This window comes from Synechococcus sp. R5-15 (genome assembly GCF_047462035.1).
GTDB lineage: Bacteria > Cyanobacteriota > Cyanobacteriia > Thermostichales > Thermostichaceae > Thermostichus.
In genome coordinates this window covers 1-4,371 of record NZ_JANSIK010000024.1, presented here as the reverse complement: position 1 = coordinate 4,371, position 4,371 = coordinate 1, and the positions used below count along the sequence as shown (strand labels likewise).

Here is a 4,371-nt window from a genome sequence, read left to right as displayed (position 1 = left end):
GGAACCCGCCGAGACGACTGCGCAAGGAGCCATCCATGCGTAGCGTGGTAGGAATCTCCGGCCTTCAGGCCGGGGAGGATGTCAATGCTTGTTTCCCGTACTGCTCAGCCACAGCCTCTGGCCGTTCCTGGAACGCACTACGCGCCCACCAGTAGCAAGCGCACCGTCTTGGCATGTAGCTGGCGCTGCTTTCTGACCGCTATCTTGGAGGTCTGAAACTTGAGCAGCAAGACAATAAACCAAGACAATAAACAATGTCAAATAATGTCAAAGAAAATGTCAAAGAATAAATGTCAAAGTTGTCCACCCAGAACCTGGCCGCCTTGGCGCTCATCCCGCAAGTCTTGAATGGGCCAACGCAAACAAAACGCAAACAATGACTGCCACTTTCTGGTTTGGTACGGGACTGCCTTCGCCCAATCTGGTAGAGAAGGCAAGATGTGGTGAGTAGCTACTTGCATCCAGGTGGACGCTCGCCTTCTAAAGACTTCAGAAAATCTAGGGTGCGGTTATAAACAAACCGAGCTGTTCCCAACCACTGCTGCAGCGTCTGTCGCTGTTGTGCTGTCGGATACATCTCGTCCCCCAATCTTTTTGCCGGCGCCGGAGATGGAAACTTGCCGGTTGTCTCACCGCCATTTGGAATGGCCAACTGCAAGCCCAAAATCTGGGGGCGCGCAGGGAGGCCGAGACCTCCCTGCTTGTATACTTCTCTTGCGGCTGAGCTGAGCTCGAGGCCAAGCATGATCCCACCGCAAACTGCTATTCCCCAAGGGGCTGAGATCCTCTGCATCGGCACAGAATTGCTTTTGGGAGAGATCACCAATACCAATGCCCAGTACTTGGCAGCCGAGTTGGCGCAACTGGGGATCCCCCACTATTACCAAACGGTGGTGGGGGATAACGAGGCCCGCATTCACCACGCGCTGGAGGTGGCCTGTGGTCGTTCCAGCTTGATTCTGATCACCGGGGGTTTGGGGCCGACGCCGGACGATCTCACCCATGAGGCGCTGGCTTCCTTTTTTGGGGCGGAGATGGTGGAGCACCCCCAAGTGTGGGAAGAGATCCTGCAAAAGTACGGGCAGCGGGGCCTTGTGCCCTCGCCGAGCAATCGCAAGCAGGCTTTTCTGCCCCGGGGAGCGAGGGTGTTGCCCAACCCGCTTGGCAGCGCCTGTGGCCTCATCTGGCAGCCCCGGCCCGACCTGCACATTCTCACCTTCCCTGGGGTGCCGCGGGAGATGCAACACATGTGGCGGGAGACCGCCGTGCCTTATCTGCGCTCCATCGGCTGGGGAAAAGAGGTGTTCTACAGCCGGGTACTGCGCTATTGGGGCATTCCCGAATCGACGCTGGCCGAACGGCTGGGATCCCTGTTGGCGGGGGAAAACCCTACGGTGGCTCCCTACGCCAGCCAGGGGGAGGTACGCCTGCGGGTTACCGGACGTGCTCCCAGTCGTGAAGAGGCCCAAGCCTTGATCGCCCCGGTGGTGGAGCAGATTTTACAGATTTCTGGAGAAGACTACTTCGGCAGCGATGACGCCACCTTGGCCGGTGTGGTGGGAGAGCTGTTGCTGCAACGGGGTCAAACTCTGGCGGTGGCAGAATCCTGCACCGGCGGGCTGCTGGGGCAGTTGGTGACCGGGATCCCGGGCAGCTCCCGCTATTTTGTGGGGGGGATCGTGGCCTACGACAACCGCATCAAGGAGCAGCTTTTACAGGTGAATCCGGAAACCCTGCGACAGCACGGGGCCGTGAGCGAGGCGGTGGCCGCCCAAATGGCGCTGGGGGCCAAGCAAGTCCTGGGCTCCAACTGGGCCTTGAGCATCACCGGCATTGCCGGGCCAGAGGGAGGCACCGCCACCAAGCCAGTCGGTCTTGTGTATCTGGGTTTGGCGGATCCGCAAGGGAAGGTGGAAGTACACGAGTACCGGTTGGGCAGCCTGCGCGGCAGAGAGGGGGTGCGTTGGTGGAGCGCCCAGACGGCTCTGGATCGCTTGCGGCGGCGCTTGCTCTGCTACCCCCTTTAGGGGGGATCCAGTCTCTCGGGGTTGGATCCCTGAGTAAGCTAGGGGAGCAGATGGATCCAACCGATCTCCAGAAGCAGACCCTACCAGGCAAGGAGCAAGCCGATGATCCCCGATGCCGTCCAGGCGGGCAAGGAAGCCCTGCGGCAGGGCCGCCTTCAAGAGGCCATCCAACTTTTTGAAGGCTACCTGGCCCAATCCCGTCAGCAGGACAAAGCATTAGGGATCCCGGCAGACTCATCTGACGGCGAAGCCCTGGAAGCCCAAATGAACCTGGTGCGGGCCTACCACCAGTTGGGCCAGACGGAGAAGGCACGGTCCCTCTGCCTAGAGCTGCTGCAACACCCCAACCCCCAGGCGCAAGGCTGGGCCAAGAAGATCTTGCTTCGCCTGCCCACTGCAACAGAGTCCCTGGCTGCTCCGTCCGCCAAACCTGTCGAACCGCGTTCTGCTCCCCCAGAGGAGCCGTCTCCTGGAGCGGGATCCCTGTCCACCCGTCAACGGGCCGCCCAACTGGGTATGAAGATCCCCCTGCCGGAGCGGGCCGGCCCCCTGCATTGGGCCAAGTGGGGATCCCTAGGGGTGGGCATTGTCTTCCTTTGGTGGCTGAGCTTTGTGTTGGTAGGCAGCCATCTGGATTTTGGCCGGCTGAGTTTTCCGCGGCAGCTTTGGTTTTTGCAGGGGTTGCTGCCCTGGCTGCGCAATGGCCTGCGGTGGTTGGTGGCCGGCAGCCTGGCGGTCAACTTTGGAGTAGGCCTTCTCTTTTTTGCCCCCTGGCTGATGGATCAGCTCCACCAACGGCTGCACAAGTTGCGTTGGGCCAGGCTTGGCGAAATCGAACGCCACAGCCCCGAAACGGCGCGCCTGCTGCAGCGCATCTGTGCCCAAAACCAGCTAAAACAGCCCCGACTGGGGGTGATCCCGGATGCTGGGCCGCTGGCCTTTGTTTACGGCACTTTTTCTGATGGCTGCCGCATTGTGGTCACCCAAGCCCTGTTGCAGCAGCTTTCTGAGGATGAGATTGCCGCCGTCTACGCCCAGGCCCTGGGGCGAATTGTTAATGGAGATATCCTGGTCATGACCCTGCTGGGATCCCCGATTCAACTGGTTTACCTGGCCCTAGAGCAGGTGAGCAAGCTGGGGGAGGGGCGCGGCCAAAGTCGGCGGCGGGATCTGATCGGGCATGTGGCCCCTCTGCTCTACTTGATCTACACGGTGCTTTCCTATCCCCTGTTTTTCCTCTCGCGCCTGGGCACCTACCATGCCGACCATTTTGCCGTACAGGCAACCGGCAACCCGAACGGGCTGATCGCTGCTCTGCTCAAATCGGCTGCCGGCTTACAAGAGGCCCACAAAAACGACCGCCGACCTTCCTCGCTGTTGCACTGCACCCGCCTGTTCAGCTTTTTGGACTTCAAAACCATCGCCGCTGCCAGTGCTGCCGCCCGCCTCCAGGATCCCTCCCAAGCTGGCCAAGTCTTTCTTTGGGATCAAATCAACCCTTGGGCCCGCTGGATGCAGGTCAATTCCAGCCATCCGCTGCCGGGGCACCGCTTCAAGGTCTTGGCGGGATATGGAGAGCGGCTGCGCCTACTGCCGGAGCTGAGCCTGGGATCCGGGTCCAAATTGGATGTGGCCCGCCTGCAAAGCCGGTTTTGGCTGGATCTGGCCATCTACGCAGCCGAAGTGGTCGGGATCCTCATTGGCTGGCTGGTGGGGCTGATCCTCTACCTGCTGCTGCAAAACCGTCTCGATCCCAAGGTGATCGCGGCAGCAGCGGTGGTGGGCTACGGGGTGGGCTTGTGGGCCAAAGCGGGGTTGATGTACGGGGGATCCCTGCCGGCAAGGCCGACGGATGTGCTCAGCTTGCTGGCGGATCCCGACGCGGATCCCCGCCGCGGACAATGGGTGGAGCTGGAGGGGGAGTTGGTGGGACTGGGCCCCTCCGGCTATCAACTGGGGGCAGAGCTGAAGCTGCAAGAGGCCACAGGGCTGATCCCGGTGCGCTTTACTTCCCCTTTGGGGCCGGTGGGCAATGTCTTTTCCGGCCTGAAGCGGATCCGCGCCCTGGTGGGCCGGCGCGTCAAAGTGGTGGGCTGGTTCCGCCGCGGCAATACTGCTTGGGTGGATCTGGCCTACGTCCAGGTGGGATCCAATAAGCTGCACAGCCGACCGCGCCTTTGGCTGGTTGTGTTCGGCTTGGGAGTCATCCTGCTGGGGATTTGGGGGGCGTTCTATTTCCCCAACTTGGCCTCTTACCTGCGGCGGTGGTGAGCCAGGCTGATACATTTACGCTGAACACTGCTGAACATCACTGTTCAACTATGCAGCGATAGCATTCTGTTTG

General features: G+C 60.9%; 3 protein-coding genes. 2 read left to right on the top strand and 1 reads right to left on the bottom strand.

Features of this window, described 5'->3' with window-relative positions:
• Window positions 1-451 precede the first annotated feature (451 nt).
• Window positions 452-577, bottom strand: a complete 126-nt coding sequence (locus NW839_RS02665) for a helix-turn-helix domain-containing protein (protein ID WP_369791772.1) — start codon at window positions 575-577, stop codon at window positions 452-454.
• A gap of 166 nt (window positions 578-743) precedes the next feature.
• On the opposite strand from NW839_RS02665, the gene NW839_RS02660 reads away from it, so the two are divergent.
• Complete coding sequence (locus NW839_RS02660) at window positions 744-2,027, top strand: competence/damage-inducible protein A (protein WP_414350394.1); 1,284 nt, start codon at window positions 744-746, stop codon at window positions 2,025-2,027.
• Window positions 2,028-2,129: 102 nt separating this feature from the next.
• On the top strand, window positions 2,130-4,298 hold the full coding sequence (locus tag NW839_RS02655; protein WP_414331861.1) for a M48 family metalloprotease: 2,169 nt from the start codon (window positions 2,130-2,132) through the stop codon (window positions 4,296-4,298).
• The last annotated feature ends 73 nt before the right edge of the window (window positions 4,299-4,371 follow it).

Bases quoted from the DNA above. Each gene is read 5' to 3' on its own strand.
- NW839_RS02655 (WP_414331861.1), top strand. From the start codon at position 2,130: ATGATCCCCGATGCCGTCCAGGCGGGCAAGGAAGCCCTGCGGCAGGGC.
- NW839_RS02665 (WP_369791772.1), bottom strand. From the start codon at position 577: ATGTATCCGACAGCACAACAGCGACAGACGCTGCAGCAGTGGTTGGGA.
- NW839_RS02660 (WP_414350394.1), top strand. From the start codon at position 744: ATGATCCCACCGCAAACTGCTATTCCCCAAGGGGCTGAGATCCTCTGC.